The organism is Acidovorax sp. 69, from assembly GCF_002797445.1.
Classification (GTDB): Bacteria; Pseudomonadota; Gammaproteobacteria; order Burkholderiales; family Burkholderiaceae_C; genus Acidovorax.
In genome coordinates this window covers 394,394-420,716 of record NZ_PGEP01000001.1, presented here as the reverse complement: position 1 = coordinate 420,716, position 26,323 = coordinate 394,394, and the positions used below count along the sequence as shown (strand labels likewise).

General features: G+C 64.0%; 25 protein-coding genes. 4 read left to right on the top strand and 21 right to left on the bottom strand.

Annotation, left to right across the window (positions count from 1 at the left end; all coding sequences use genetic code 11):
• Positions 1-90: 90 nt before the first annotated feature.
• The 6 genes from pntB to CLU85_RS01890 form a co-directional block, all read right to left on the bottom strand.
• Positions 91-1,503 (bottom strand): Re/Si-specific NAD(P)(+) transhydrogenase subunit beta, encoded by a 1,413-nt coding sequence (gene pntB / locus CLU85_RS01915; RefSeq protein WP_100408816.1) that lies wholly within the window; start codon positions 1,501-1,503, stop codon positions 91-93.
• Positions 1,504-1,534: 31 nt separating this feature from the next.
• Positions 1,535-3,136 (bottom strand): Re/Si-specific NAD(P)(+) transhydrogenase subunit alpha, encoded by a 1,602-nt coding sequence (locus CLU85_RS01910; RefSeq protein ID WP_100408815.1) that lies wholly within the window; start codon positions 3,134-3,136, stop codon positions 1,535-1,537.
• A gap of 63 nt (positions 3,137-3,199) precedes the next feature.
• A complete protein-coding gene (locus CLU85_RS01905) occupies positions 3,200-3,724 on the bottom strand; it encodes a hypothetical protein (protein WP_232727698.1) in 525 nt (174 codons plus the stop codon).
• A 512-nt stretch (positions 3,725-4,236) separates the two neighbouring features.
• Positions 4,237-5,301 carry a class II fructose-bisphosphate aldolase gene (gene fba, locus CLU85_RS01900; RefSeq protein WP_100408813.1) on the bottom strand — a complete coding sequence of 355 codons (1,065 nt, stop codon included), beginning with the start codon at positions 5,299-5,301 and terminating at the stop codon, positions 4,237-4,239.
• 79 nt (positions 5,302-5,380) lie between these two features.
• Complete coding sequence (locus tag CLU85_RS01895; protein WP_100408812.1) at positions 5,381-6,754, bottom strand: histidine kinase dimerization/phospho-acceptor domain-containing protein; 1,374 nt, start codon at positions 6,752-6,754, stop codon at positions 5,381-5,383.
• The gene (locus CLU85_RS01890) at positions 6,751-7,455 is read right to left on the bottom strand and encodes a response regulator transcription factor (RefSeq protein WP_100408811.1); all 705 of its coding nucleotides are present in this window, start codon (positions 7,453-7,455) and stop codon (positions 6,751-6,753) included. Before CLU85_RS01890 ends, CLU85_RS01895 begins: the two co-directional genes overlap by 4 nt.
• Positions 7,456-7,534: 79 nt before the next feature.
• On the opposite strand from CLU85_RS01890, the gene CLU85_RS01885 reads away from it, so the two are divergent.
• Positions 7,535-8,284: a phosphatase PAP2 family protein gene (locus tag CLU85_RS01885; protein WP_100408810.1), complete on the top strand. Its 750-nt coding sequence runs from the start codon at positions 7,535-7,537 to the stop codon at positions 8,282-8,284.
• Positions 8,271-8,858 (top strand): phosphatase PAP2 family protein, encoded by a 588-nt coding sequence (locus CLU85_RS01880; protein WP_100408809.1) that lies wholly within the window; start codon positions 8,271-8,273, stop codon positions 8,856-8,858. The genes CLU85_RS01885 and CLU85_RS01880 overlap by 14 nt, the downstream gene beginning before the upstream one ends.
• Here the strand turns inward: CLU85_RS01880 and pyk are convergent.
• The 5 genes from pyk to CLU85_RS01855 all read right to left on the bottom strand — a co-directional run bounded on the left by pyk (position 8,791) and on the right by CLU85_RS01855 (position 13,719).
• Positions 8,791-10,227, bottom strand: coding sequence for a pyruvate kinase (gene pyk, locus CLU85_RS01875; protein ID WP_100412321.1), 1,437 nt, complete (start codon positions 10,225-10,227; stop codon positions 8,791-8,793). The genes CLU85_RS01880 and pyk overlap by 68 nt on opposite strands.
• 126 nt (positions 10,228-10,353) lie before the next feature.
• The gene (locus tag CLU85_RS01870) at positions 10,354-11,139 is read right to left on the bottom strand and encodes a CPBP family intramembrane glutamic endopeptidase (protein WP_100408808.1); all 786 of its coding nucleotides are present in this window, start codon (positions 11,137-11,139) and stop codon (positions 10,354-10,356) included.
• A gap of 14 nt (positions 11,140-11,153) precedes the next feature.
• Entirely contained in the window at positions 11,154-12,551 is a 1,398-nt protein-coding gene (locus CLU85_RS01865; RefSeq protein ID WP_100408807.1) for an aminopeptidase P N-terminal domain-containing protein, read from the bottom strand.
• On the bottom strand, positions 12,548-13,333 hold the full coding sequence (locus CLU85_RS01860) for a nucleotidyltransferase family protein (RefSeq protein ID WP_100408806.1): 786 nt from the start codon (positions 13,331-13,333) through the stop codon (positions 12,548-12,550). Before CLU85_RS01860 ends, CLU85_RS01865 begins: the two co-directional genes overlap by 4 nt.
• On the bottom strand, positions 13,330-13,719 hold the full coding sequence (locus CLU85_RS01855) for an S-adenosylmethionine decarboxylase family protein (protein ID WP_100408805.1): 390 nt from the start codon (positions 13,717-13,719) through the stop codon (positions 13,330-13,332). The genes CLU85_RS01860 and CLU85_RS01855 overlap by 4 nt, the downstream gene beginning before the upstream one ends.
• Positions 13,720-13,842: 123 nt before the next feature.
• Between CLU85_RS01855 and tkt the strand changes: the two genes are divergently transcribed.
• The gene (gene tkt, locus CLU85_RS01850) at positions 13,843-15,924 is read left to right on the top strand and encodes a transketolase (protein WP_100408804.1); all 2,082 of its coding nucleotides are present in this window, start codon (positions 13,843-13,845) and stop codon (positions 15,922-15,924) included.
• Between the two features lie 88 nt (positions 15,925-16,012).
• The gene (gene gap, locus CLU85_RS01845) at positions 16,013-17,011 is read left to right on the top strand and encodes a type I glyceraldehyde-3-phosphate dehydrogenase (RefSeq protein ID WP_100408803.1); all 999 of its coding nucleotides are present in this window, start codon (positions 16,013-16,015) and stop codon (positions 17,009-17,011) included.
• 296 nt (positions 17,012-17,307) lie between these two features.
• Here gap and CLU85_RS01840 read toward each other — a convergent pair whose 3' ends face one another.
• From CLU85_RS01840 to fmt, 10 genes are all read right to left on the bottom strand, one after another.
• Positions 17,308-18,315, bottom strand: a complete 1,008-nt coding sequence (locus tag CLU85_RS01840; protein ID WP_100408802.1) for a succinylglutamate desuccinylase/aspartoacylase family protein — start codon at positions 18,313-18,315, stop codon at positions 17,308-17,310.
• Positions 18,312-19,286, bottom strand: a complete 975-nt coding sequence (locus tag CLU85_RS01835) for a tripartite tricarboxylate transporter substrate binding protein (protein ID WP_100408801.1) — start codon at positions 19,284-19,286, stop codon at positions 18,312-18,314. The genes CLU85_RS01840 and CLU85_RS01835 overlap by 4 nt, the downstream gene beginning before the upstream one ends.
• Positions 19,287-19,434: 148 nt before the next feature.
• A complete protein-coding gene (locus CLU85_RS01830; RefSeq protein ID WP_100408800.1) occupies positions 19,435-20,334 on the bottom strand; it encodes a LysR family transcriptional regulator in 900 nt (299 codons plus the stop codon).
• A gap of 106 nt (positions 20,335-20,440) precedes the next feature.
• Positions 20,441-21,265, bottom strand: a complete 825-nt coding sequence (pyrF, locus tag CLU85_RS01825) for an orotidine-5'-phosphate decarboxylase (protein ID WP_100408799.1) — start codon at positions 21,263-21,265, stop codon at positions 20,441-20,443.
• Between the two features lie 188 nt (positions 21,266-21,453).
• A complete protein-coding gene (locus CLU85_RS01820; protein WP_100408798.1) occupies positions 21,454-22,011 on the bottom strand; it encodes a FlgO family outer membrane protein in 558 nt (185 codons plus the stop codon).
• The gene (locus tag CLU85_RS01815; RefSeq protein ID WP_100408797.1) at positions 22,008-22,694 is read right to left on the bottom strand and encodes a hypothetical protein; all 687 of its coding nucleotides are present in this window, start codon (positions 22,692-22,694) and stop codon (positions 22,008-22,010) included. Before CLU85_RS01815 ends, CLU85_RS01820 begins: the two co-directional genes overlap by 4 nt.
• 208 nt (positions 22,695-22,902) lie before the next feature.
• Positions 22,903-24,102, bottom strand: coding sequence for a phosphoglycerate kinase (locus CLU85_RS01810; RefSeq protein WP_100408796.1), 1,200 nt, complete (start codon positions 24,100-24,102; stop codon positions 22,903-22,905).
• Between the two features lie 73 nt (positions 24,103-24,175).
• On the bottom strand, positions 24,176-24,511 hold the full coding sequence (locus CLU85_RS01805) for an AzlD domain-containing protein (protein WP_100408795.1): 336 nt from the start codon (positions 24,509-24,511) through the stop codon (positions 24,176-24,178).
• Positions 24,508-25,332 carry an AzlC family ABC transporter permease gene (locus CLU85_RS01800; RefSeq protein WP_100408794.1) on the bottom strand — a complete coding sequence of 275 codons (825 nt, stop codon included), beginning with the start codon at positions 25,330-25,332 and terminating at the stop codon, positions 24,508-24,510. Before CLU85_RS01800 ends, CLU85_RS01805 begins: the two co-directional genes overlap by 4 nt.
• Positions 25,329-26,303 carry a methionyl-tRNA formyltransferase gene (gene fmt / locus CLU85_RS01795; RefSeq protein ID WP_100408793.1) on the bottom strand — a complete coding sequence of 325 codons (975 nt, stop codon included), beginning with the start codon at positions 26,301-26,303 and terminating at the stop codon, positions 25,329-25,331. Before fmt ends, CLU85_RS01800 begins: the two co-directional genes overlap by 4 nt.
• Between the last annotated feature and the right edge of the window lie 20 nt (positions 26,304-26,323).

Genomic DNA, 26,323 nt, shown 5'->3' with positions numbered 1-26,323 from the left:
TTGTCTCCTAGTCAATTCTTTTACGGCCATGAAAACCGCGCCAGCGTTTTTCAGCACGCTCGTGCTTTTCTTTTGGGGGAATTATGCCCCTCAGCCCTTGAGCACGGCGAGCACTTCGTCCAGCATTTTTTTGGCGTCGCCGAACAGCATGCGGTTGTTGTCTTTGTAAAACAGCGGGTTGTCGACCCCTGCATAGCCTGAGGCCATGGAGCGCTTCATCACGATCGAGGTCTTGGCGTTCCACACTTCCAGCACCGGCATGCCCGCGATGGGGCTGGACGGATCGTCCAGGGCGCTGGGGTTCACGATGTCGTTGGCGCCAATGACCATCGCCACATCCGTCTTGGGGAAGTCCTCGTTGATCTCGTCCATCTCCATCACGATGTCGTAGGGCACCTTGGCCTCAGCCAGCAGCACATTCATGTGGCCGGGCATGCGGCCCGCCACCGGGTGAATGGCAAAGCGCACATCCACGCCCTTGTCGCGCAGGGTCTTGGTGATCTCGTACACGGTGTGCTGGGCCTGGGCCACGGCCATGCCGTAGCCGGGCACGATGATGACGCTCTTGGCCTCGCGCAGCAGCTCGGCCGTCTCGGCAGGGCCAACGGGCACCGCCTCGCCTTGCGGCTCGGTAGCCTCGCCCTTCTTGGCAGGCGTACCCGCCCCGGAGCCGAAGCCGCCCGCGATCACGCTGATGAAGTTGCGATTCATGGCGTTGCACATGATGTAAGACAGGATGGCGCCCGACGAGCCCACCAGTGCGCCCGTCACGATGAGCAGGTCGTTGGAGAGCATGAAGCCCGTAGCCGCTGCCGCCCAGCCCGAATAGCTGTTGAGCATGGACACCACCACCGGCATGTCCGCACCACCGATGGCCATCACCATATGGATGCCGAAAAGCAGGGCAATCACCGTCATCACGGCCAGCGGCAGCATGCCCTGTTCAATGGTTTCCGCACGCAGGAACTCACGACCGAACCAGATCACGATCAGCAGACCCGCCAGGTTGAGCCAGTGGCGGCCGGGCAGCAACAGCGGCTTGCCACCGATCTTGCCGTTGAGCTTGCCGAAGGCGATGAGCGACCCCGAGAAGGTGACGGCGCCGATCAGGATGCCGATGTAGATCTCCACCTCGTGGATGATCTTCTCCGCGCCCTGCAGTTGAATCGACGTATCGACGTAACTGGCAAAACCCACCAGGCAGGCCGCCAGGCCCACCAGGCTGTGCATGAGCGCGACCAGCTCGGGCATCTGGGTCATCTTGACGACCTTGGCGGCATACAGGCCGATGCCGCCACCGATCACCAGCGCGCCGACGATCCAGGCCATGCCCGAGGGACTGACGCGCGGGCCAAACACGGTGGCCAGCACGGCCAGCGCCATACCGACCATGCCGAACAGGTTGCCACGGCGCGAGGTTTCCGGGTTAGAGAGCCCGCCCAGGCTCAGAATGAAAAGAATGGCCGCACCGAGATAGGCGACGGTGGCGAGACTTTGGGACATGTTCTGTGCTCCTCGTTGTTCTTGTCGTTATTTATTTGCGGAACATGGCGAGCATGCGGCGGGTGACGGCAAAGCCGCCGAACATGTTGATGGCAGTGAGCACGGTGGCAGCAAAAGCCAGCCAGAGGATCAGCCCTGCCGGGCGCCCATTGAGGCTCGCGTCGGGCGGTGCGATCTGCACGAGCGCGCCGATGGCGATGATGCTGGAGATGGCATTGGTCACACTCATCAGTGGCGTGTGCAGCGCGGGCGTGACGTTCCACACCACCATGTAGCCAATGAAGCAGGCCAGTACAAACACCGTGAAGTGCCCCAGGAAGGCCACGGGCGCATAGGAGCCAATGGCCCAGAACAACACGGCCAGCACGGCAAACACGATGGTCAACGTCTTGGCGGACATGGGTGCACCCGGACCATGGCTGGATTTTTTTACCGCCACGGGAGCCGCCGCTGCCTTGGGCGCCGGCGCAGCAGCTTGCTTGAGCGGCGGGGCAGGCCAGGTGATCGCGCCGTCCTTGACCACGGTGAGCCCACGGATCGCGTCGTCCTCCATATTGACCACTGCGACGCCATCCTTGGCCTTGCACAGCTCTTCCGTCAGGCGCAGCAGGTTGGTGGCGTACAACGTGGACGACTGCCTGGCCAGGCGCGAGGCCAGGTCGGTGTAGCCGACGATGGTCACGCCATGGCGCACCACGGCCTGGCCGGGCACAGTCAGCTCGCAGTTGCCCCCCTGCTCGGCGGCCATGTCCACGATCACGCTGCCGGGCTTCATGCTCTGTACCATCTCGGCCGTGATGAGCTTGGGCGCAGGTTTGCCCGGTATCAGCGCGGTGGTGATGATGATGTCGACATCCTTGGCCTGCTCGGCGTACATCTTGCGCTGCGCGGCCTGGAAGCCCTCGCTCATGACCTTGGCGTAGCCGCCACCGCCAGAGCCTTCTTCCTCGTAGTCCACTTTGACGAACTCACCGCCCAGCGACTTGACCTGGTCGGCCACCTCGGCGCGCGTATCGTTGGCCCGCACGATGGCACCCAGATTGGCTGCCGTACCGATGGCTGCGAGGCCGGCCACACCCGCACCCGCGATGAACACCTTGGCGGGCGGCACCTTGCCCGCTGCCGTGATCTGGCCGTTGAAGAAGCGGCCAAAGGCATTGGCGGCCTCGATGACCGCACGATAGCCGCTCACCCCGGCGGTGGAGGTCAGCGCGTCCATCTTCTGGGCACGCGACAGCGTGCGCGGCAGGCAGTCAATGGCCAACACCGTGGCTTTCCTGCTGGCGAGTTGCTGCATCAAATCAGGGTTCTGGGCGGGCCAGATGAAATCGATGAGTGTCGAACCCTCACGCATCAGCGCCACTTCGTCGCCGCTGGGCGGACGCACCTTGAGCACGATGTCGGAGGCGGCCCACAGCGCAGCAGCATCGCCGATCACCTCCGCGCCGGCGCTACGGTAGGCGTCATCGCTGAAATTTGCAGCATCCCCGGCCCCCGACTCCACAGCCACCGAAAAGCCCAGCTTGATCAGCTTTTCCACCACATCGGGCACGGTGGCTACGCGCTTCTCGCCCGGGAAAATTTCCCTGGGCACGCCAATGCGCTGCGGTTGCGGGACTGGGCTTGTCTGCATGAGAGGTCTCCTCGAAGTGTCGTAATCTTTATGCAAGGCCGCCGGACAGGGGACTTGGGTGCGCTAAGGGGAGGGCGCAGCGAAAGGGAACGGCGGAATGGCCAGGTAGCCGTCCATCATGCCGACACTCAGACGCACCGCCTGGGCCATGTCATGCCCCCATTGCAGCGCAGGCCGCCCTGCGACCAGAAATTCTTCGTTGTTGCGCGTTTTGGGACGCAGCAACCGCTGGTCCACCAGCGCATCCACCTCGACCCAAGCGCCGGATTCGGTGGCATAGCGATAGCTCAGGTACGAATACGGCTGGTTGAGGGCAATCTGGCGGGTACCCAGCCATTGCACGAGGTCTGGCCGGTTCTTTTCGAGCCACTGAGCGCTGCTCCCCCAGTTCTTGAGGCGCAGGCAGTCCGCACGCACGGGGCTGCCCGCTGCGGCATCCTCGACGGTGACATCCCGTTGGGACGGGCAGTAGCCGGCCCCTTGGGGAGACCCACTCAAGTCGCCATTGCGATTGGTCTGCACACGCAACACGGCCAGCCAGCCGCCCCGTTCGCCACGCAACCCCACTGCGCGGGTTTGCACAGGCATGCGACTGCCGGAACCAGACACAGTCTCATCGGAGGCACCCAAGTCTTGCCACGCCCCCGGCGGCAGGACCAGACGCGCGCGGCCCACCGGATATTCGGCGTGCGGCGGAGCCGTCAGAGGCGCGCACGCCGCCACCATCATCACCGCCATGGCACATGGCAGCAGACACCGGAACTTCGAAATTATCAGAGTCATAGAGAAAGGTTCATACGGATTCGCATTCAATCATCCCACGGCATTGGGGCCGGGCTTGTCGAAGCCCTGTGGGGCACATCGACACGCTCAGTACAACCGGTTTGGTATTTTTGAAGGCGACCTGGTATCGGACGCTTCGCACGGCGCCTGCTTCTGGCAAGCTGACCGCGAGCTTACATGAAGAAATTCTTATCGCTGTCGCCTTTGTCCGATGTAGGGAGAGCTCTCCAGCCGCCACCACACTCGGGCCAAAAAAAAGCCTGGCAGCAAAGCGCGGCCAGGCTGTGCAGGGGGCCCAACAGGCCCGGTGCCAGAGATCAGTTCACCACTTGCGCCAGGGCGCCCGACGCGTACTGGGCTGCCACGACCTGCAAGCTATGGCCCTTGATCTTGGCGCCCTGGCCTTCGCAGCCGAACTCCAGGTAGCGCTGCTTGCACACCTGCTTGGCAGCTTCGCGCGCAGGCTTCAGCCACTCGCGGGCATCAAACTTTTCAGGGTTTTCAAACAGGAACTTGCGCACCGCGCCGGTCATGGCCAGACGGATGTCGGTGTCGATGTTGATCTTGCGCACGCCATGCTTGATGGCTTCCTGGATCTCTTCGACGGGCACGCCGTAGGTTTCCTTCATCTTGCCGCCGTACTGGTTGATGATGGCCAGCAGCTCGGCCGGCACCGACGAGGAGCCGTGCATCACCAGGTGGGTATTGGGAATGCGCCGGTGGATTTCCTTCACACGCGAGATGGCCAGGATGTCGCCCGTGGGCTTGCGGCTGAACTTGTAGGCGCCGTGGCTGGTGCCGATGGCAATGGCCAGGGCGTCGAGCTGCGTGGCCTTGACGAACACGGCGGCTTCCTCTGGGTCGGTCAGCATCTGGCTGTGGTCCAGCTTGCCTTCGGCGCCAACGCCATCTTCCTCGCCGGCTTCACCGGTTTCCAGGTTGCCCAGGCAACCGAGTTCGCCCTCGACCGTCACGCCCACCTTGTGCGCCATATCGACGACCTTGCGGGTGACTTCCACGTTGTAGTCGAACGATGAAGGCGTCTTACCGTCTTCCATCAGCGAGCCATCCATCATCACCGAGCCGAAGCCCAAGTCGATGGCGCCCGAGCAGATCTTGGGCGACGTACCGTGGTCTTGGTGCATCACCAGAGGGATGTGGGGGAAGGCTTCGACAGCGGCCTGGATCAGGTGCTTGATGAATGGCTCACCCGCGTATTTGCGCGCACCAGCACTGGCCTGCAGGATCACAGGTGCACCCACTTCGTCAGCGGCCGCCATCACAGCCTGGACCTGCTCCAGATTGTTGACGTTGAAGGCAGGGATGCCGTAGCTGTGGGCAGCGGCATGGTCAAGCAGTTCGCGCATCGAAACGAGGGGCATGGTCGTGGGGTCCGTTCAGGGTTGAGGAAGGCGCTGTGGGCCAGGCGTGGCGGTGGTAACCGCTTGGTAACCCACAATTTTAACCGGGGGCCACCCCCACGGGTTGGGGCAAATCCAACCGGTAGCAGGTGGTAAAGGGTGTCGGCGCCGGTGCTGCGCCAAAGTGCCCGCCATGGATATCAGCCACACGGCGCAAAATTTCGTGCCCCAGATGCAGACTGTCCGCAGGGTTGCGCACTGGGCCGCCGGGACCACCGCCGACGCTGCGGGCGCCGTCATCACACACTTGCAACCAGCCTCCACCGCGCCCGGACTCCCCCAGCTGCACCGCAATCTGGGTCCCGTCCGGGGTGTGTTTGAGCGCGTTTTCCACGAGATTGCGCACGGCGATGTCGAGCAACACGGCGTGGCCTTGAACCATCAACACCGGCGGCGCCTGCACCGCAATATCGTCACTGCGCTGCCACGCAGTCTGCGCATAGTCGGCACATACCGAGCGGGCCAGGGCAGACAGATCTACCGACGCTTTGGCCTCATGCAACTCGGCACGGCTGGCCCGCGCCAGCGCCAGCAACTGGTTCAGCACATGGCCGGCCCTGAGCGCGTCCTGGCCAATGCGCGCTAGCGCATTGGCCTTGGCGTCTTCATCCAGCTCGCCAGCGAGGGCGCTGGCCTGCAAAGCAATCGACGACAAGGGCGTACGCAATTCATGGGCAACTTCGTTGGCCAGCCGGCGCTCGCGCACCATCGCGGTCTGCTGGCGATCGAGCAGCGTATTGATCGATGCCACCACGGACTCAAATTCACTCCATGCGTGGCGGGAGGCCAGGCGCTGTGTGCTGGTGGGGTCCAGTGCCGCGACATCGGCAGACAGTGCATACAACGGCCGCAACCCGCGCCAGAGTGCCAACCCCAGGGCCAGCGAGACAACGGGCAGCAGCCACAGGCCTGGCTCAATCATCTGTTCGGCAATGTCCCGGGCCAGTTCATCGCGCTCGCGCAACTGCAGCATCACCATAATTTGGCGGGCCCGCGTGGCATCCCACTGCGAAAAACTGCGCCAGACCACCTTGTCCGGCCCGAGTGTCAGATTGGCAAAACCCTCGACATCCGAAAACTGCGGAGGCAGTGTCGTGCCACTGAGGGAGATAAGCTGCCCTTGCGCATCCCACTGCACCACACTGATGGACTGCTGATAGTCATGGGATTTGAGCCAAGGCGTTGGGGCCCGCTGCGTGATCTGCGAGCCCTCCATGGCCTCGGTGGCGCGCAGGTTGAGCAGCAACGCCGCCACGCTGGCCAAGTGCCCATCGGTCAGTTCGTCGGCCTCATGAACGCCCGTCTGATAGCCAATGAACACGAAACTGCCCCAGACCAGCGCCAAGGCGCCCAGGGACCACAGCAGCAGTTGCCGCATGAGCGAGGGGCGGCGGGCCCGCGCGGGAACGCTCATCCAGGAATCTCCTGCGGCATGAAGTAGCCCACACCCCGCATGGTCTGTATGCACGCGCTGCCCAGCTTGCGACGCAGGTGGTGGATATGGACCTCTACCGCGTTGCTCTCGATGGCCGCATCCCAGCTGTAAAGCCGTTCTTCGATCTGCTGGCGCGACAGGACACGGCCCCGGGCTTCCAGCAGCACCAGCAGCACTGAAAACTCCCGGGGCGACATCTCGACCGGCCGACCTTGCTGGCGCACCGTGCGCGCAGCAGGATCCAGCTCGATATCAGCATGGCGGATGGTGGGCGACGCGCGGCCTGCCGCACGCCGCAGCAGCGCACGCAACCGGGCATCGAGTTCATCCACGTCAAACGGCTTGGCCAGATAGTCGTCGGCCCCCAGATCAAGGCCGGCAATGCGCTGGTGCACCTGGTCCCTGGCCGTGACGATGAGCACGGGGGTGGCGGGGTCGGGCAGCGCGGTGGGCATTGCCGCACTGGCGGGCGGGCTCAGGCGCAACCGGCGCAGCAGTTCGCTGCCGTCTCCGTCCACCAGGCCCAGGTCCAGCAGCACCGCGTCAAAGCGCTCTGCACGCAGCGCATTCCAGGCGTCGGCCACGCCCTCACTGACATCCACCGCATAGCCACGCTGCTGCAGATTGGTGCGCAGGCCACTGGCAATGCCCGCATCGTCTTCGACCACGAGTATTCGCATCGGGCCATTGTCGCAGCGCCACGCACTGCGTGTGGGCTCATTAAGACGGAGTTAAGTCCCGCGCCCTATGGTTCGGCCCATGTTGCCCACGTCCGCCACGCCCCAGCCAAGCCCCAACCGCCGCCATGCCCCTCTTTTTTGGACACTCGGGGCGCTGGCCTGCGTCGTGGCCTGGGATGCAGGAGGGCAAGACCTGGCGTTTGCCCAACCTTTTGGCTCCACGAACGGTTTTCCAATGCGGGATCAGTGGTTTTTCGTCCAGGTACTCCATGAAGGGGCACGCCGCCTGGGCTGGCTGCTGGTGCTGCTGCTGACCCTGAGCGTGTGGTGGCCCAAGGGCGTGCTACGGCGGCTGGACGCCAGCGAGCGGTTGCAGATGGCCGTGAGCGCACTGCTGGCACTGGCCGTGGTCAGCATCACCAAGAACCTCAGCGCCACCAGCTGCCCCTGGGACCTGGCGCAATTCGGCGGGGTGGCGCGCCATGTGCCGCATTGGGCGCTCGGGGTGCTGGACGGCGGCAGCGGGCGTTGCTTCCCGGCGGGCCACGCCTCGGCGGGCTTTGCCTTCCTCGGCGGCTACTTTGCACTGCGCCACAAGGCGCCTACGGCTGCACGCTGGTGGCTGGTGGGCTCACTGCTGGCCGGATTGGTGCTGGGAGGCGCGCAGCAGGTGCGGGGCGCCCACTTCATGAGCCACACGCTGTGGACCGGCTGGCTGTGCTGGACGACCGGCTGGCTGTGCGATCTGGCAGCCACCGCATTGCGGCCCCGCTTCCCGGCATTTGCCAACACCAGCCCCCCGGCAGAGGCGCCCCATGCTTCCACTTGATATCGCCCTGTTTCACGCCATCAATGCGGATGCATTCACGCTGCCCTCGGTGGTGACGGCAGCGCGGTGGATCTCGCAACAGTTGCCCATTGCCATGGGCGGTGTGCTGGCGGGTTGTCTGGTTGTCGGTAGCCCCACGCAGCGGCGGGAACTCACCCTGGCCCTGGTGTCAATGGCGTTGGCGTGGGTCGGTGTTCAATTGCTGAGGTATGCCATTGCAGCGCCACGCCCTGCCCAACTCGGAATAGGCATTCAGTGGGTAGAACACGCTGCGCGGGCGGGGTTTCCCAGCATGCACGCGGCTGGTGCCTTTGCGCTGGCGGCCAGCCTGCAGGCCTCGCGAACCACACGCGGTCTCGCGCGCCTGGGATGGGCCGCGGCCTTCGCCATCGCCTGGAGCCGGGTGTGCCTGGGGGTCCATTTCCCATCCGACGTGTTGGCGGGCATGCTCGCCGGTACGCTCAGCGCATGGGCCATCCACGCGCTGAGTTCCGCGCCACGGTGGCTCAGCTGGCGACGCAGATTTTCAGCATATTGGTCCCGCCAGGCGCTCCCATGGGCTCGCCACAGGTGATGGCGTAGACATCGCCCTTTTGCACGATGTTGCGGCTCTTGAGGTGGCGTTCGGCCTGGTCCAGCGCAGTGTCGCGGTCAGCACTGGTGTCCATGAGCAGGGGGCGCACATTGCGGTACATGGCCATCTTGCGCTGGGTGGTCACCTTGGGGGTGAGTGCGTAGATGGGGATGCGAATGCTGTGGCGGCTCATCCAGAGCGCCGTGGCACCGCTGTCCGTCATGGCCACGATCGCCTTGGCGCCCAGGTGGTGGGCCGTGAACAGCGCACCCATGGCGATGGACTGGTCAATGCGGCCAAAGGTCTGGCCGGTGAAGTCTGCGTCGAGCTGGTGGTCTTCTGCGGCCTCGGCCGCAGCGCAGATGGTGGCCATTTCTTCCACGGTTTCGAGCGGGTAGCGGCCTGCGGCCGTCTCGGCACTCAGCATCACTGCGTCGGTGCCGTCCAGCACGGCATTGGCCACGTCGCTCACCTCAGCGCGCGTGGGCACCGGGTTGGTGATCATGCTCTCCATCATTTGCGTGGCAGTGATGACGACCTTGTCCAGCTCGCGCGCCATGCGGATCATCTTCTTTTGCAGCGCGGGCACGGCCGCATTGCCGACCTCTACGGCCAGGTCGCCCCGCGCCACCATGATGCCGTCGCTCACACGCAGGATGGCTTCCAGGTGCGGAATGGCCTCGGCCCGCTCGATCTTGGCGATCAGACCCGGCTTGTGCCGGTACTCAGAAGCAGCCACGTTGCACAGCTGGCGCGCCATTTCCATGTCGGTGGCGTTCTTGGGAAAGCTCACCGCCACATAGTCGGCCTGAAAGCTCATGGCCGTACGGATGTCTTCCATGTCCTTGGCCGTGAGGGCCGGTGCCGTGAGACCGCCGCCCTTCTTGTTGATGCCCTTGTTGTTGGACAGCTCGCCGCCCACCTTGACGGTGGTAAGCACCTCTTCGCCGCGCACCGCATCCACCGTGAGCACGATCAGTCCATCGTTGAGCAGCAGCAGGTCGCCCGCTTTCACGTCACGCGGCAGTTCCTTGTAGTCCAGCCCCACGCCATCGATATCGCCCAGTTCGGTGCGCGACGCATCGAGCACAAATTTGGCACCCGACTCCAGCTGTACCTTGCCCTCGGCAAACTTGCCCACGCGGATCTTGGGGCCCTGCAGGTCGGCCATGATGGCCACTTCGCGGCCGGCGCGCTGGGCGGCAGCACGCACTGCGGTGGCGCGGTCAATGTGGTCCTGCGCCTTGCCATGGCTGAAGTTCAGCCGCACCACATTCACGCCCGCGCGAATCATGGCCTCCAGCATCGCCGGGTCACTGGATGCGGGGCCGAGGGTGGCAACAATCTTGGTGGCGCGGCGGGTAGGCATGGACATGTCTCTTTCTCTCGGTCGTTGGTATGTAATCGAGTTTCAATTCTCACACGAAGCGGTTACATGCGAGTTACCCCGTGGTTGTGACCTGCATCCGAGGAGCCTCTGCAGCGAGCGCGTCGGTCAAAGCAGTGGGTAAGCCAGCCCATGCGCGAGCACATGGGCCAAGATCGCAGCCTCCAGCCCGTGGCGCGCATAGAGCCCGCCCGCCACCAGGCCGAACGCGGTGTTACCCACCAACACAAACACCACCACCGGCGCCGTCAACACCCCGGCCAGCGACTGCGCTGCAGGCAGATGCCCCAGCGCAAACAACAGGGCGCTGAACAGCACCGCCACAGCCACCAGCGCCTTTCCCGGCGGGCCCTGCCCGCGCTGCACCACGCGCCAGCCCAGCCACAACAACAGGGTCATCACGCCCCAACGCACCAGCAGCTCCTCTGTGATGCCTCCGTACAACAGCTTGACCACCAGCGGCATGGCGCTGGCCGGGTCCGAAGGTTGCAGCGCCTTGGGCACTACCTGCGACAGCCCCCACAGCCATAAGGCACCCACCACGCCGCCCCACACGCCGGGCAGGGACTGGGCACGCAGCGCGGGGCCGATGGGCCTGCCAGCCAGCCAGGAAGACACAGCGGGGGCTCGCAGGCCCACGCGGGGCGCCAGCCACACCCCCACCGCCACAGCCAGCGCCAACAACACGGCTGTTTGCAACCCGCTGACCAGCACCACCGCCCAGAGCGGCAGCGGCAGCAGGGCCTCGTTGGCCCTCAGGGGTGGGAGCAGCGCCCACACCACGGCCACCACGCCGGGCATGCCCAGCAGCCACAGCACACCGCCGAGTCGCCATTTCGCGGGTTGCCCCGGGGCATCCGCCGAACTCACCCTTACAGCGTCGTCCACGGCCATGGATTTACCCGCGTTCAGGCGCGCATCAGCGCTTCGATCTCGTCGGCCTTCACTGGCACACCGCGCGTGATGAGTTCACAGCCCGCGTCCGTGACGATGGCATCGTCTTCAATGCGGATGCCGATGTGGTGGAACTGCTCGGGCACGCCCTCGGCGGGACGCACATAGATGCCGGGCTCGATGGTCAGCACCATGCCGGGTCGCAGCACGCGGCTGGGGCGGTTGGTGATGGTCTCGCCCGAAAGCGGGTCCTTGCGCTCGCTCACCTGGCCGACTTCGCCAGGCTCCACGTAGCTGCCGCAGTCGTGCACGTCCATGCCCAGCCAGTGGCTGGTGCGGTGCATGTAGAACTGGAAGTAGGCACGTTTGTCGATCACGTCCTGTGCAGTGCCCACCTTGTTCTTGTCAAGCAGGCCCAGGTCCAGCATGCCCTGCGCGAGCACGGCCACGGTGGCGTCGTGCGGGTCGTTGAAACGCGCTCCGGCCTTGGTGGCTGCCACGGCCGCATCCTGGCTGGCCAGCACCAGGTCGTACAGCGCACGCTGTGGGCCCGTGAACTTTCCGTTGGCGGGGAAGGTGCGCGTGATGTCGCTGGCGTAGCTGTCCAGCTCGCAACCCGCGTCGATCAGCACCAGCTCACCATCGCGCACGGGCGCCGCATCGGCACGATAGTGCAGCACGCAGGCATTGGCCCCCGCCGCCACGATGGAGCTATAGGCCGGGTACTGCGAGCCCGCGTCGCGGAACGCGTGCAGCAGCTCGGCGTCGAGGTGGTATTCACGCACGTCTTCGCCTGCGCGCAACAGGCGGGCCGAGCGCTGCATGGCGCGGATATGGGCTTGCGCGCTGATGGCGCTAGCGCGCCGCATGATGTCCTGCTCGTGGGCGTCCTTGAACAGGCGCATCTCGTCAAGCAACGTGCACAGGTCGTTTTGCTCGGCAGGGCAGATGGCGCCATAGCGCACACGCCCCCGCACCACATTGAGCCAGCCCTCCACGCGGGCGGCCAGACCGCTGTGCGTGGCAAACGGGTACCAGACGCAGGCCGTGTTTTCCAGCAGGCGCGGCAGCTTGCTATCCAGCTCGGCCATCGACTGCGCGGCATCCACCCCCAAGGCGGCGGGCGCGGCGGCCGGGCCCAGGCGATAGCCATCCCAGATCTCGCGCTCCAGGTCCTTGGGCTGACAAAACAGCGTGCTGCGGCCGTCGTGGGCCAGCACCAGGCAGGCGCCCGGCTCGGCGAAGCCTGTCAGGTAATAAAAATAGCTGTCGTGGCGGAACAGGAAGTCGCTGTCCCGATTGCGCGGACGCTCCAGCGCGGTGGGGATGATGGCGATGCCCCCAGGGCCCAACTGGGCAGCCAGGTGCGCGCGGCGCTGGGCGTAAACAGAGGCTGGCACGGTGGTGTTCATGGCGCGTCGAAGGAAAGGGAGTTGAGTTCGGCCAGCCGTTCGGGCGTGCCCACGTCGGTCCAGCGGCCGGTATAGAGCTGCGCACTGACGCGGCCATTGTCCATTGCACGGCGAAGCAGTGGCGCCAGCGGGGCTTTGATGCCATCGGGATTGCCGTGGGCAATATCGCACCACGGCGCCGCAAACAGCTCGGCGCGCAGGAGGGCGATGGTGCTGTAGGTGTAGCGCGGCGCGGGGTCGCCCGGGGGCAGGTTCAGCGCCAGCCCGTTGGTCGACAGGCCAAAGTCGCCGCGCGGGTTGTGGGAAGGGTTGGGCACCAGCCACAGGTGGGCCAGATGGTCGCTGGCTTCAAAGGCCGTCACAGCGGCGCTGTCAAAAACGAAGTCGGGCGCAAACACATCACCCGCTGCCAGCCAGAACACCGGGCCCAACTGGGGCAGCGCGCGCGCGATGCCGCCGGCGGTTTCCAATGCGCCGCCAAAGTCCACACCTTCGTGTGAGTATGAAATTGATAGCTGCTTGCGCTTATCCATCAAACGCTGGAGGCCAAAAACACTTGAAAAGTGGTCACTGATCTGCGCCCCCAGCCACGCGGTGTTGATCACCGCCTGTTCCACACCCGCCTCCTGCAGCGCCGCCAGGTGCCACTGCAGCAGTGGCTGGCCCTGCACCTGCAGCAGGGGCTTGGGGGTGGTGTCGGTCAGCGGGCGCATGCGCTCGCCACGGCCTGCGGCCAGCAAAAGCGCGGGAACCTGGTGAGGGGAAAGTGCGCCAGCACTCATGCGGCCACCTCGTTCACAGCGCCCCGCTGCAGCGCGTGGCGCTCCACCGTGGTGGGGTCGAACAGCGCCAGCAGCGCGTCCATCAGCGCACGCGCCTTGCCCGAATGGTCGGCGCCAAAATTGCAGACATACACGTCGAGCGTGACCGCGCGCTGCTCAGGCCAGGTGTGCACGCACAGGTGCGATTCCGCTAGCAAAACAGTAGCTGTCACTCCACCAGGGCCGTGCACCGTGGCAGGGAACTCGTGAAACAACTGCCCCACGGGCTGCAACCCGGCGGCATGCACTGCATCGGTACAGGCGCGGCCCAGGGCGGTGGCGTCCAGCAGCCACGCGGGCGCGCAGCGGCAGCCATGAAGATCAGCGGTGAGATGCAGTCCTTGCATGGCCCGCACTGTAGTGCATTGCGGCAGTGACCATGGCCCGCAGCGCACCAATTCAGGCGAATGAAAGCCGCCCCGGTAAAATGCCGGGTTTCCCCTGAACTCCCCACCCTGAACCCATCCCCCATGGCCAACACCCAGCAATCCCAACAGATGGCAAATGCGATCCGCGCATTGGCCATGGACGCCGTTCAACAAGCCAACTCCGGCCACCCCGGCGCCCCGATGGGCATGGCCGACATGGCCGTGGGCCTGTGGGCGCGCCACCTCAGGCACAACCCGGCCAATCCCCAGTGGTTTGACCGCGACCGCTTTGTGCTCTCCAATGGCCACGGCTCGATGCTGCTATACGCGCTGCTGCACCTCACGGGCTACGACCTGCCCATTGGCGAACTCAAGAACTTTCGCCAACTGCACAGCAAGACCGCCGGCCACCCCGAAGTGGGCGTGACCCCGGGTGTAGAAACCACCACCGGCCCACTGGGCCAGGGCATCACCAACGCCGTGGGCTTTGCATTGGCTGAAAAGCTGCTCGCCAGCGAATTCAACCGCGAAGGCCACGCCGTGGTGGACCACCACACCTACGCCTTCTTCGGCGACGGCTGTCTCATGGAAGGCATCAGCCAGGAGGCCATCTCGTTGGCCGGCGCCTGGAAGCTCAACAAACTGATCGCTTTGTACGACGACAACGGCATCAGCATCGACGGCCAGGTCGCCCCCTGGTTTGCCGACAACACCCCTCTGCGTTTTGTGGCCAGCGGCTGGAACGTGATTGGCCCCATCGACGGCCATGACGCCGACAAGGTCGATGCCGCCATCGAAGAAGCCAAGAAGCAGACCGAGCGCCCCACCGTCATCGTGTGCAAAACACACATCGGCAAGGGCAGCCCGAACCGCGCCAACACGGCCAAGGCGCACGGCGAGCCTCTGGGCGCCGAAGAAATCACCTTGACCCGCGAAGCCCTGGGCTGGACCAGCGAACCTTTCGTGATCCCCGACGACGTGTACGCAGACTGGGATGCCAAGGCCAACGGCCAGGCTTTCGAGTCGGTATGGAACGAGCGCTTTGCGGCCTATAGCCAGGCCTACCCGGAACTGGCGGCCGAACTCACGCGCCGCATGGAAGGCAACCTGCCTGCCAACTTCGCGCAAGTGGCGGTGGACACCGTGGTGGCAGCCCACACCAAGGGCGAGACCGTGGCCAGCCGCAAGGCCAGCCAGCTGGCATTGGAAGCGTTCACCGCCGCCCTGCCCGAAATGCTGGGTGGCAGCGCCGACCTGACCGGCTCCAACCTGACCAATACCAAGAGCACCCCCAACCTGCGCTTTGACATGCAGGGCCGCGTGGTCAAGACCGAAGCGGCCGAAGGCCAGAAGATCGGCGGCCGCCACATCAACTATGGCGTGCGTGAATTCGGCATGGCCGCCATCATGAACGGCATTGCGCTGCACGGCGGTTTCATCCCCTACGGCGGCACCTTCCTGACCTTCAGCGACTACAGCCGCAACGCCATCCGCATGGCCGCGCTGATGAAGCAGCGCGTGATCCACGTGTTCACCCACGACTCGATCGGCCTGGGCGAAGACGGCCCGACCCACCAGTCCATCGAACACGTGGCCAGCCTGCGCCTGATTCCCAACCTGGACGTGTGGCGCCCCGGTGACACGGCCGAAACCGCCGTGGCTTGGAGCGTGGCGCTGTCCAACCGCGACAAGCCCACCGTGCTGGCCCTGTCGCGCCAAAACCTGCCCTACGCGCCCAAGCGCGACCTGGGCGATATCTCGCGCGGCGCCTACGTGCTGAGCGAGCCCGCCGATGTGGGCATCAAGAAGAAGGCCGTGGCCGTGATCATTGCCACCGGCTCGGAAGTGCAACTGGCCCTGAAAGCCCAGCGCCTGCTGGCCGACAAGAAGATCGGCGTGCGCGTGGTCTCCATGCCCAGCACCACCACCTTTGACCGCGAAGATGCCAAGTACAAGAGCAGCGTGCTGCCCGCTGGAATCCCGCGCGTGGCGGTAGAAATGGGCGTGACCGACGGCTGGTGGAAATACGGCTGTGCCGCCGTCGTGGGCATCGACACCTACGGTGAATCGGCCCCCGCGCCGGTGCTGTTCAAGCACTTCGGCTTCACCGAAGAGAACGTGGCGGACGCAGTGCTGGTGGCCATCGGCGCGGCACGTCTGAAGCCCGCCAAGAAGGCTCGCTAAAACGTCTCCTGCCCGCTGTGCCCCGCTGCCAGCGGGCGCGCGGCGGCAGATTTCTGATTTCGACTTTGCAACTTTGAAGAGGCACCCTATGACGATCAAGATTGGTATCAACGGTTTCGGCCGCATCGGACGCAACGTGCTGCGCTCGGCCCTCCAGAACTTCAGCGACATCGAGGTCGTTGGCATCAACGACCTGCTGGAACCCGAGTACCTGGCGTACATGCTTCAGTACGACTCGGTGCACGGCCGCTTCAAGGGCGAAGTTTCGGTGGAAGGCAACACCCTGGTCGTCAACGGCAAGAAGATCCGCCTGACGCAAGAGCGCGACCCGTCCAACCTGAAGTGGAACGAAGTGGGCGCTGACGTCGTGATCGAATCGACCGGCCTGTTCCTGGACAAGGTCACCGCGCAAAAGCACATCGACGCGGGCGCCAAGAAGGTCATCCTGTCGGCCCCCTCCAAGGACGACACCCCCATGTTCGTGTTCGGTGTGAACCACACCACCTACGCGGGCCAGGCCATCATCTCCAACGCATCGTGCACCACCAACTGCCTGGCCCCCGTGGCCAAGGTGCTCAACGACAAATGGGGCATCAAGCGCGGCCTGATGACCACGGTGCACGCTGCCACTGCCACGCAAAAGACGGTAGACGGCCCCTCGAACAAGGACTGGCGCGGCGGCCGTGGCATCCTGGAAAACATCATCCCCTCCAGCACAGGCGCTGCCAAGGCGGTGGGTGTGGTGATTCCCGCGCTGAACAAGAAGCTGACCGGCATGTCCTTCCGCGTGCCTACCTCTGACGTATCGGTGGTCGACCTGACCGTGGAGCTGGAGAACGCAGCGACCTACGAAGAAATCAAGGCAGAGATGAAGGCGCAGTCCGAAGGCGCCCTGAAGGGCGTGCTGGGCTACACCGAAGACAAAGTCGTGGCCACTGACTTCCGTGGCGACACGCGCACGTCGATCTTTGATGCCGACGCCGGCATCGCCCTGGATGGCACCTTCGTGAAAGTCGTGAGCTGGTACGACAACGAATGGGGTTACTCGAACAAGTGCCTGGAAATGGTGCGCGTGGTTTCCAAGTAAGCTTGGACCCTTAGAATGAAGAAGCGCTAGAAGAAACTACCCCGTTCAAGCCGGCCGCCCGCAAAGGCAGCCGGCTTTTTTTTGCCCTTGTGGGTCCGTTGGCCTATCGGGCTCAGTGCAGGCCAAGTCCGCCCCGCTGCAGACGCAAGCCCCCTGTTTGGGGTAGCTTTCGCCGCCAATGGCGCTTACATGCCAAGGTAGCGCGCCCCGGAACCTTGCGAGCACAGATCACAGTTTTCTGGTGGCGCAGCCACACCAAGGCCTTCCACTGATGGCGTAACGCTTGACTGGAGACGTCACAGAGGCTGTCGGGTCGCGTAGCGCACCACCGTGACCCCGGCCCGCGCCTGCCGCACCGAAGGCATGACCAACACGCAGTCGTCATAAGGCGTAACGACGGGCACGCCGTCGTTGTCCCCTATCACCGTACCGGCCTGTTCAAACACTTCCAGCCCCGTAAAAGGTGCCACAAAGCGGAAGGCGCTGCTGGTAGCGATCACAGGGCCGGTCACTTCCAGCGCCCATTGGCGAGGTGCATCGGGTCTGCGCCAGCCGGGCAGCTGCCGACTCAGCGTATACCCGTCCAGCACGCCGGACTGTTCGAGAAAACGCACGCACTGGTCCTGGGCTACATTTCGGCTGGCGAGGTCGCCATGGAAGCCGCATTCGATCAACAGTGAGCGTGTGTCGCCCCCCTCTCCGTCCGGTAGCCCGAAGCGACCGTAGTCGCGCATGCGCACTCCGTCCTTGTGACCCGCGTCCACCACGATGTGCTCGGGCGAGCGCATGACGCGCGCCAGCTCCCGGTTGCGCGGCTGGATGCCTGTTAGCAGCAGGGGCGCCGAGGGCTCGTGCATGGAATGGATGTCGAGCAGCCAGTCGGCCTGCGCCACAAACGGTCTCAGCGCGGCGGCGCGGCGGCGTTCGCTGGTGTTGCCTGCGCCGATGCGCTCGTCGAGCCATTGGCGGTTGAGGTCTTCATCGGTAAAGCGCGAGGCATCGTGGCTGCTGGCGTCGAAGCGGTCGAACGCGTCGAGGTTGCAGAACGCCAGTGTGAGCATACCGCGCTCAGGGCGCACACCGGCCTCCAGCAGGCCCTTGAGCGCCCAGGCGCCGCACAGTTCGTTGCCGTGCACCAGGGCGCTGATCATCGCGTGGCGGCCGGGCTGGCCGGAATCGAACTGCCACACGCCTTCAGTACCGGTGTTACCGGCGCGCCAGGCGCTGATGTCGGGCGCTGGCAGTTCAAAAGCCAGGGGCAGTACTGCGGCATTGCCGCTGTGGTTTTCGGTGCGGTCGGTCATTCTTCGATCTTGGCGAATTCAACAATCTTCTTGTACTTGGCCACTTCGGCAGCCAGGAACTGGTCGATGTTCACCGCAGGAGAAGCCACAGTGGAGCCGCTGGCTTCCATCTTCTTTCTGAAATCGGGCGATTGCAGGCTGTCGTTGAGTGCCTTCTTGACCTTGTCCAGCACCGGCTTGGGCAGATTGGCAGGCGCCATGAGCGCGAACCACACGCTGATGTCCACGTTCTTATACTGGGGCGACTCGGCAAGCGCCGGAATATCGGGCGTCGTGGCCGATCGCTTGGCTTCGGTGGTGCCCAGCGCGATCACCTTGCCGCTCCGGATGTGGGGCAAGCCGCTAGATAGCACAAACACGCCGTACTCCAGATTGTTGCCCATCAGATCGGAGGTCAACGGTGCCACGCCCCGGTAGGGGATGTGCGTCATGAATAGTTTGCCCTGCTCCTTGACCGCCTCGCCCGCCAGGTGCAGCGCTGTACCCACACCAGAGCTGCCGTAACTGAACTTGCCAGGGTTCTTGGACACCTTCTGCGTGAACTCGGCCATGTTCTTCACCCCGGCGCCCGTGGATGCCACCAGCACCAGGGGTTGCGATGCAATGAGGCCAACGGCCGTGAAATCTTTGATGTCGTATTTGACCTTTTTGGTCACGAGCTTGTTGATGGCGATTTCATTGTTGGCGCCCACCAGCAGGGTGTAGCCGTCGGGGGCGGCATTGGCCACCTTTTGCGCCCCAATGGCACCACCAGCCCCCCCGATGTTTTCGATCACCACCGGCACACCGAGCTTGTTGCCCAACTCGGTGGCCACGGTGCGCGCCGTCAGGTCGGTACTACCGCCAGGCGGGTATCCCACGACGATGGTGATGGGTTTGCTGGGATAGGCGTCCTGCGCCATAGCAGGGGCAGCGAGAACGACCAAGCCACACAGCAGGGCAACGCGACGCAGAGGGGAGACAGTGGGCATGGTGGGTTTCCTTGAAAAGGAGTGGTAGGCGGGTCTTGGCTAAAGCTAGATTGTGAGAATCCTCCGCTAGACCGTCGGTGCCAAAAAAGCACAAACCCGTGCAAATCCGATCACAACCCCAAGGGGAAACCCGGGTGAAAGCGTGGCATCAGCGCTGTGCCAAGGCTTTCCACAGCGCTTCGGCCAATGGCCCGAGGCGGCGCTTGGGACGGTACAGGCGCACGTCAAAACGCACTTCCATGCGGGCATCACCGGCGAGCGCCAGGCGCTTGGCCTTGCAGTCGGCATGCACCATGGACCAGGGCAGCCAGGCAACACCCAGGCCTTTTTGCACATACTCATAGTGGGCGTCAGCGGAGTCGCACTCCACCACGCGTTGCAGTCGGGGGGCGTGGAGGTTCTGCGCCAGATGGTCTTCTACCAGCCGCCCCAGCGCCAGTTGAGGCGCATAGGCCAGGTAGGGCACCAAAGTGGCATCGGGCCCGAACCGATGCAGTGCCAGTCCTTGCGCGGTGGCGCGAGATACGGGCACCAGCCGGTCAGAGGCCACCGTCAGATGCGTAAACTGCCTTGCATCGAGCCGGATCGCCAATGCCGGATGGTGGTACACCAGTGAAAAATCTGCCTCGTTACGCTCCAGCATCCCCACGGTATCGGCCAGCGCTCGGGTGCGTATGCACAGCTCACCCCCTTGCATGATGGGCTGCAGTCGCACCAACCAGTCCGCAACCACGGTGCGCGCCAACGTGCGGCCGGTGGCCAAGGTCACAGTGCGTGCTTGCCGCCCTGCCAGGCTCTGCAGCTCCTCGTGCGACTGGGCCAAGCTGCGCGCCATGTGGCCTGCGGTTTCAAGAAAGCTCAGTCCCGCCGGCGTGAGCGTGACAGGGCCTCCACCGCCACGCTCTATCAATGGGGTACCCGCCCAGGCCTCCAGCGCGCGAATGCGCCGCCCGAAAGCGGGATGCGTGACATGCCTCAGCTCAGCAGCACGCGTGAAGCTGCGCTCTTGCGCCAATACGATGAAATCTTCCAGCCATTTCAACTGCATCGCTGGCTCCTGGTGGGGCGGCTGTCAGGCGGGTGCTCTGTCGCGGGTGCGGGGATCTGTTGGGACTGCCATCAGAAGGCACCGAACAGCGGCCTGAATTTTCGGGTCAGCCTCGGGCGGCTTCCAAAACACTGCGGGTGCGCATGGCCTCTGCGCGGGCGGCGGCAGCAAAGTCTTCGCCCTTGGATGCGTAAAGAATGGCACGCGACGAGTTCACGATGATGGGCCCATCACTGCGCAACCCGGCACGCACGGTGGCTGCAGCGTCACCGCCCTGGGCTCCCACACCCGGGATCAGGAGCGGCAATGTAGGCGCGATGGCACGCACACGTTCGATCTCCTGCGGGTACGTGGCGCCCACCACCAAGCCCAGCTGGCCGTTTTTGTTCCAAGGGCCTTGCGCCAGGCGTGCCACATGCTCGTACATCAGTGGCTGTCCATCGACGCTGGCCAGACGCTGGGTCTGCAGATCGTCGCCGCCTGGGTTGGACGTACGGCATAGCAAAAACGCGCCTTTGCCGTGGTACGCCAGATAGGGTTCGATGGAATCGAATCCCATGAACGGGGACAGCGTGACAGCATCGGCACCATAGCGCTCGAAGGCCTCCTTGGCGTACTGTTCGGCGGTGGAGCCAATGTCACCGCGCTTGGCATCCAGAATCACCGGTACCTGTGGCGCATTGGCGCGCATGTGCTGCATCAGGCGTTCTAGTTGGTCTTCGGCCCTGTGCGCTGCAAAGTAGGCGATCTGGGGCTTGAATGCACAGACCAGATCGGCCGTGGCATCCACGATGGCTGCGCAAAAGTCATAAATCTTGCGCGGGTCGCCCAACATCCCGGCGGGGAAGCGCGTGGGTTCGGGGTCCAGGCCCACGCACAGCAGGGAGTTGTTCTGCGCCGTGGCGCCGCGCAGCATGTCGGTGAAGTTCATGGGGCGTGATTTTAGTGGGGCAAGGTCTCAGCCGCCTCGGTGGCACAGGTAGTGCGGGATTGGCCGCTAGGGTGTTGGTGTCGCAAGGGTGTTAGCAGACCCTCCCGGCGCCATAAAAAAAGGCCGTCGAAACGGCCTTTCTATGGTCCAGCACACGGGCTTGCTGGCCCGGGGTGGACGGGTCAATCTCAGCGTGGAACTGCCAGCAGACGCTGCACATCGCGGTCGTTAGGCAGTGCGTAGTCATGGCCGCGCACGATGCGGCTGTCTTCGGTGCGCACCAGCTTCAAGCTCACGTAGGTGTAATTGGCGGCTGCAGAGTAGGTACCCACCAGCACCAGCGAGGCATTGTGGTTGCGTGCAATGTCCTTGATCTCACGCGACAGCAGCAACTCGCCCGCTCCTTCGCGCACAAACACATCTCCACGCAGCTTGATTTCTTTCACGTTGAAACCGCTGGCAGCCATGCTGGTAGCGTATTGCTCAGACAGCGTGCGCCCCAGGGGGGCGGCGCGGCTCAGGTCGTTGACGTTGACCACGGTGGCCACGAGCACGGGGCCTGCGCCCAGGGCGTTCATGTCAAAACCCGTGGTCAGCTTGGTCACGGCATCGCGGCTCGTCTGGATGAACTGGCTGCTGGCGGCTTCCTGGTAGGTAGGCTCGACGCGCACCGGGGCGGAGTTGTTGGCACAACCGGCCAGAACCACGCCGGCCAGCACTGTCATAAGAAGTGCAGGGGTTTTCATTGCGAGACAACCTTCATGTTGACGTTCTTGTACGAGGGACGCGTGAACAGCGGGGTGTCAGCGTTTTCCAGGTAGTACACGTCGGTCTTGCGGGCCAGATACTGACCACCGCGTGTGACGGTGGTTGTCAGGATCAGCTCAGTGTTAGTAGGGCCGCCGGAGTTGATGCTATTGGCGTAATCGGCTGCAATCGACAGACCGAGGCCTGCGGCCAGCTGGGCGTCGATGTGCTCATGGCGCAGACCGTAGGCGGCAAACAGGCCCGCAGCCAGCATGGTGAACTGGCCTGGGATGAAGTGAGGACGATCACTGTTGTGGCGAACCACCTGGATCCCATAGGAGACTTCCAGCGCCTGGCCCAGACTCTGCTGTACCACGGCTCCGTTTTGAACGAGCTTGGTGATCAGAAACTCGCGGAACGCAGTTTCAAACTGCGTGGCATTGGCGGGCAACGACACATGCAGCGGCGTGTTCGGTGCTACACCTGCCTTATCAAGCGTGCCCAAAGTTTGGCCCACCACATCACGCGACACCAAGTCCCAGTGACCTGCAGAGCGGACCTTGGGCTGCGAGGTGTATTCAAAATTTTCCGCAACGGGAATAGGTGCCCTCTGAGCGCACCCAACCAAAGTTGCTACAGCGCCAGCCAGAACGGCCAAGCTGATTGCCTTTGAAAACGACATGATTCCCTCCTACGGACTAGATTTGCGAGGATCTGGACCAGATACTGCCCCGCGCGATTGAAAAATAATTCTGGGCGGTATCCTCAACAAAAACAAGAAAAAATTACGCTAACTACGCTCCGGCGTACACAGTTCGTTGTTTTTGGTCACAGTTGTGTGTCGATGCAAGGCATGTAAGCCGATATTGACCCACCAGCCTTGCATTTGCTTACAAGACGGCCGCAGCGCGCTGCTCCAGGATGTCGAAGGCGGGCAGTTTTTTGCCTTCCAGTACTTCCAAAAAGGCGCCGCCACCGGTCGAGATATAACCCACCTGTTTTTCGATCCCGTACTTGGCGATGGCCGCCAGTGTGTCGCCGCCCCCGGCAATGCTGAACGCAGGCGACTCGGAAATTGCCTTGGCGATGGAGCGTGTACCGTTCTCGAACGCAGCGAACTCGAACACGCCCACGGGGCCGTTCCAGACAATGGTGCCCGCCGAAGTGAGCTGGGCCGCCAAGCGGGCTGCAGTATCGGGACCAATGTCCAGGATCATGTCGTCAGGCGCTACGTCAGTAGCAGCCTTCACGGTGGCGGGGGCATCAGCGGAAAAGCTCTTGGCCACAACCACATCGGTGGGGATTGGCACCTCCGCGCCTCGCGCCTTCATGGAGGCCATCACCGACCGGGCCGCGTCCAGCAGGTCCGGCTCAGCCAGGCTTTTGCCAATGGGCAGACCCGCAGCCAGCATGAACGTGTTGGCAATGCCGCCACCCACAATCAGCTGATCGACCTTGTCGGCCAAGCTTTGCAGGATAGTGAGTTTGGTGGACACCTTGGAGCCCGCCACGATGGCGGCCAGCGGGCGCTGGGGCTGGGCCAGTGCTTTCGTGAGCGCATCAATTTCAGCGGACAGCAGCGGGCCAGCGCAGGCGATCGGGGCGAACTGGGCGATGCCGTAGGTAGTGCCTTCTGCGCGGTGTGCCGTGCCGAAAGCATCGTTGACGAAGATGTCGCACAGAGCCGCCATCTTGCGTGCCAGCTCTTCCTTGTTCTTCTTTTCGCCCACGTTCAGACGGCAGTTCTCCAGCAGCACGACCTGGCCGGGAGCGACCGTAACGCCCTCCACCCAGCCAGATACCAACGGCACGTCGCGGCCCAGCAGCTCGGTCAAGCGCGCGGCGACGGGCGCAAGGGAGTCCTCGGGCTTGAACTCGCCTTCAGTCGGACGGCCCAGGTGGCTGGTCACCATCACGGCGGCGCCGGCATCCAGCGCCATGCGAATGCACGGGATCGATGCGCGAATGCGGGTGTCTTCGGTGATGCGGCCGGCGTCGTCCTGCGGAACGTTCATGTCCGCGCGGATGAAGACGCGCTGGCCTTGGGCCTTGCCCTGGGCACACAGATCGGAAAAGCGAAGAATATTCATGGGGGAGAGCTTCCTGGAGGGGCACATGGATCAGGGCAGTCATTTTAGGCGGCCGCGCTGCGCCTCCCTGTGCTCACCAGCCCCAGCCGATATGCAGTGGCAGATACACAGACATGCCGACAAGGATCGTACCCAGGATGCCTCGGCGCCAGAAGTAGTAGATGCTGGCGCACAGCACTGCGGGCAGGCGCGCATCCATGACGGTATCGATGAGTTCGCCCTGCGCCATGAAAATCTCGGGTGCGATCACGGCCGTCAGCGCGGCCAGGGGGGCGTATTTGAGCCCACGCTTGAGCCAGTCGGGCAAGGGCAACTCCCGCTCGGGGATCATGAAAAACGAGCGTGACACCACGGTAATGATCGCGAGGCCCACCGTGGCGATGACGGGCTCAACCCAGGACCAGCTCATGGATGGCGCTCCTCGCGCAGCGGCACGATGTCGCCCGCTTCAACATGCTCGCGTTCTTCAGGCGGCATGACGCTGTCGGCTGGTACCAACAGCAACTCCGGTTTGTGGCGGCGGCGGTCCACCGCTTCCATCAACAGCCCAGCGGCCACAGCAGCGGCAAGAGCCACAAGGATGTTGAGCTTGAGTGGCAAAGCAAAGGCGGCAATTGCAGCCGTGGCAGCGACACCGGTGGCCAGCCAGGTAGCCCGGTCGAACAGTAATGACAGCAGCACGCCAAGCAGTGCCAGCACGCCGGCAAAGCCAAGCCCCCAGGACAAGGGCACGGCGTTGGCCAGCAGGATGCCGACGATCGATGGCACCTGCCACGCCAGCCAATTGGTGGTCGCAGCCCCCCAGAAATATGGCACCTGTTCAGGCGCTGGGCGTGGCTCCGGGAACCGCTGCATGAACGCCACATAGATCACGTCCCCGCTGAAATAGCCCAACGCCAGCCGCTGGCGCAACGGCAGATGCGCAAAGTAGCTGCGCCACATGCTGCTGAAGATCACGAAGCGCAGGTTCACACAACCCGCCGTGAGCCAGATGACCCACAGCGGCGCACCCACGGACAGCAGCGGCATGACCGCCAGTTGCGCGCTGCCGGCATAGACCATCAGCGACATGAACACGGCCATGCCCGCCGACATACCGCTTTTGACCATGGCCACCCCCGTGACCAATCCCCAGGCTACGATGCCGAGCGAGGTGCCCGCCATGTCCACAGCCGCCAACCGAAACGACGGGTGGCGCATTGTGCTGCGCAGGGTCGCCTTGAGGCTCATGCGCTGGGGCTACCCAGCACCATACCGGGCTGCAAATCGAAGCCGCGCAGAAAGTCGGCAGCGGGCAGCCGTTTGCCACCTGCGCGTTGCAGCGTCGTCAGGCGCAAGGCAGTTCCAGCCCCGCAGGCCACCACCACCCCGGCATCATCCACGGATGAAATGAGGCCAGGGCGCTCGTCTGGCAAATCTACATTGCTACTAATTTTATAGCACCAGATCTTGATGACTTCGCCGCCGCACTCGGTGCTGGCGCCGGGAAACGGGTCGAACGCCCGGATACGCTGACCGATCACTGCGGCTGGCAGCGCCCAGTCGATGGTACTTTCGGTTTTCTCGATTTTGTGGGCGTAAGTGATGCCCTCGGCCGGTTGCGGCACGGGCTGCAGGCCGCCGCAAGCCGCCAGCTCCAGCGCTTCCACGATCATGCGCCCGCCCAGGGTGGCAAGTCGATCATGCAGCGCTGCGGTGGTGTCATCGGGGCCGATGGCCAGCGGCTCCCTCAGCAACATGGCACCCGTATCCAGGCCCGCGTCCATCTGCATGATGGTGACGCCGGTTTGCGCATCCCCCGCCTCGATAGCCCGATGGATAGGCGCAGCGCCGCGCCAGCGAGGCAGCAAGCTGGCGTGGATGTTCAGACAGCCCCTGGCGGGCAGGTCCAGCACCCATTGCGGCAGGATCAAACCATAGGCAGCCACCACCATCACATCGGCCTTTGCGCTCAGCAGCGCCTCACGCGCTGCTGCGGCGTCATCGGGGTATTTGCCGTCCAGACGCAAACTGCGCGGCTGTGCAACGGGAATACCATGCGCCTGCGCGCACTGCTTGACGGGTGATGCCTGCAGCTTCATGCCGCGGCCAGCGGGGCGGTCTGGCTGAGTGAGCACCAGCGGCACGGTGAACCCAGCGGCCACAAGTCGTTCAAGTGCCACGCGGGCAAATTCAGGTGTGCCGGCAAAAATAACTCTCATGGCAATGGATTTCGGTCGCT